Genomic DNA, 2,689 nt, shown 5'->3' with positions numbered 1-2,689 from the left:
CGGCAAGATTGATTGAATACCTCCACTTGCTCGACGTGCTTTATCACCGGATTCTGGATGGCGTTTCTAATGCAAGGCTAGAAATGCAGCGCGACGGAATTTGACCTCACAACGCCTCACCTCAGCTCAAAACACGCTCAGCACCAGCGGGTGCTGCATGGAATAGTTCCGGCAAATCGAAGTTCGGCTCCGAACGGAGACGGACATGGCAGTGACCCAACGTGCCAACGACAATCGAATGCCAGAAAAGAAGCCGTTTGGCCGCGCGGGGGAGATGTCGCGCGAGCAGGCGGAGGAAGCAGTCAGGTCGCGACGAAGGTACAAGATGGCGAGACGGGCACGGGAGTCGAAGCGAGGCTCGGCCATGCCTCGCATCGTTGCTGTCAGAAGCCAAGACTAGGCCGTTGCCGCTTCCGCTGGTCAGGCAAAATGAAGACGGGCAGGCCGGGGCGTCAGAATGTCGGTTTAGTACAAACCCGAGCTCGGTACGTTTCCAACTCTGACATTTCTTCCAAGTCTTTTGTAATCACGGTGGCGGGGGCTCGCCGTGCATCGATTCGCATTCTCCTATGATTGTCGCGCCAAGAGGCGTAGCGTCACAAGATCGTCTGCACGTTTTTACGGGCGCGGACGGCAAGGAGATTGGAAAGCTCTTGCCCCAGGCGGGATTGAGCCATGACCAATCCAAAGAACAATTCCTATAAAAACGGATTGCTGTGTCGGCTCAACCCCGATGACCTAGCGCTTCTGCAGCCACACCTTGAGCCATGTGCCCTCAATTTGAGAATGAATCTGGAGCAAGCCGCTTCGGAGATCACTACGATGTACTTCCTGGAGGACGGCATCGGTTCTGTGGTTGCGAGGACCTTGGGGAGGGAAGCCGAGGTTGCGCTTATCGGTTTTGAGGGAATGACTGGTGCGGCGCTCGTGATGGGGGCTGACTATGCCGCGCATGAATGTTTTGTCCAGCTGCCCGGCAACGCTTTCAGGATCGGAGCTGAGCCATTCAAGGCGGCACTCTCGAACAGCCCGACGCTGCGCCTCTTACTCTTGCGCTATGTCCAGTATCTCAACATCCAGACCAGCTATACGGCGCTGATCAACGCGCGCGCAAACCTTGAAGAGCGTTTGGCGCGATGGCTTCTAATGTGTGATGATCGGGTCCACGGTGGACGCGTTGTGATCACCCATGAGTTTCTAGCCCTCATGCTGGGCTCGAGGCGTCCGGGAGTTACCGTTGGGCTTCAGGTGCTGGAAGGACGCGGGTTCATCTATTCCCGACGTGGCGAAGTGCGTATCCGGGACCGCAGCGGCCTTCTGGCATCTGCAAATGGCACCTACGGTCAGCCGGAGGCAGACTACGTGAGGCTGCTTGGAGACATCCGCTCGTCTCCAGACCTGACTTAGATCATTGGGGAGCACAACCGGTTGCCATTAGAGATCATCTCGCAATCCGGCGCTTCAGATCGACATCCTTCAGGGAGATCAACGTCGTTGGCATACTATACCTTGGCCTTACGCCACCCAGCCCACCACGCTTCCCATTCCAAGCAGAACCATCTCTCCCCTCGAGGTTGCATGGAAAATCACCAGCACAGATTCAACTGTCATATTGAGCGAGGGATCGTGGAGAGTTTGGGATTGCGTCGCCAATAGGCCGGCGTCGCCAATACCCGGCAAGGTTAGGCGGTGGCGACCTTCTCGGGTGCACTGCCCACACGGCCGAAGCGGCGGCACACGTCCTGACGAGATTGCCAGGGCGGACTTGATGCCGTCGCTATCCGCATAGCGGGCATTGTCAGATCTGCGGGGACCTGATCGATCTCCGCCTACGCCCGCAGCAGTGGGCAATTAGGTGATCAATAAACGAACGTGCTACATCGGGCTGACTTTTCCCATTCCCAACGCCTCAGCGACATCGAGCTTTCGCGTGCGATCCGTGCCAACCTTATGCGCCAGCGGGCGTGTCTTGCTTGACGAGCTTGCTTGCGTCCGCATGGAAGTCAGAGACGCCTCTGCTGTTCGCTACCATCTACGGTCGGACTTTGCAGAAGCTTCGCTTCAAGCACTAGCGACGCCCAAGGCCCCCCAAATCAAGCCGTCCTGTAAAGGCTGAAGTGTCTGTCCCACGACCAGGGAACATGTCTCTGAAATGGAAGTTCGGGACGCGATTGGTAAGGAAATCTCCTTGAAAAAGCCGAGCAAAGCCCCGCCACCGATTTCGAGACCCGGTGCCGGGCCACCTGCGATCAAATCTTTTGGTAGCGCTGGAACCTGTTTCTGAAATCCAAGTTAAGTTCAGCTTGGTTATCAATCCCCACCAAGCGTAGGCGAGCAAGGCCCGTCGCTGTTGTTGTGTGCTCAGCGGCGGGCTTACTTCATTTAACATCACGATTTCGCCTCACGGATCGCCCGCAAAGTCGCGTGGCCTAGCTTGTCCTCTCGCTTCAAGGTCTTCACACGTCCGACAAGGTCGACGGTGGTGGGGATAACGCTGATTCTGGCGTCGGCAGTTTGAGTTACGCGACCTGATGCCGCTCTCCCAGAAACTATCTTCGGTTGAGCCAGGGCGTTGGTTCATCGTTGCCGCCCACTATCGGTGCGAAGGTTGCCAGCGTTTACACCGCCTTCCTTATCCAGAAAAGGTGGAACTGTTCGAAAGATACGCCCAAGGGTGTGAAGACGGGCT

The 2,689-nt window shown here is 56.8% G+C and carries 1 protein-coding gene; it reads left to right on the top strand.

All coding sequences use genetic code 11. The features are described from left to right. The first annotated feature begins 675 nt into the window (after window positions 1-675). The gene (locus EN914_RS31290) at window positions 676-1,407 is read left to right on the top strand and encodes a Crp/Fnr family transcriptional regulator (RefSeq protein ID WP_024505864.1); all 732 of its coding nucleotides are present in this window, start codon (window positions 676-678) and stop codon (window positions 1,405-1,407) included. The last annotated feature ends 1,282 nt before the right edge of the window (window positions 1,408-2,689 follow it).

Source organism: Mesorhizobium sp. M7A.F.Ca.CA.001.08.2.1, assembly GCF_003998455.1.
GTDB classification, from domain to species: Bacteria; Pseudomonadota; Alphaproteobacteria; order Rhizobiales; family Rhizobiaceae; genus Mesorhizobium; species Mesorhizobium ciceri.
The sequence above is the reverse complement of the archived record's forward strand: the minus strand, read 5'-3'. Positions and strand labels throughout refer to the sequence as shown.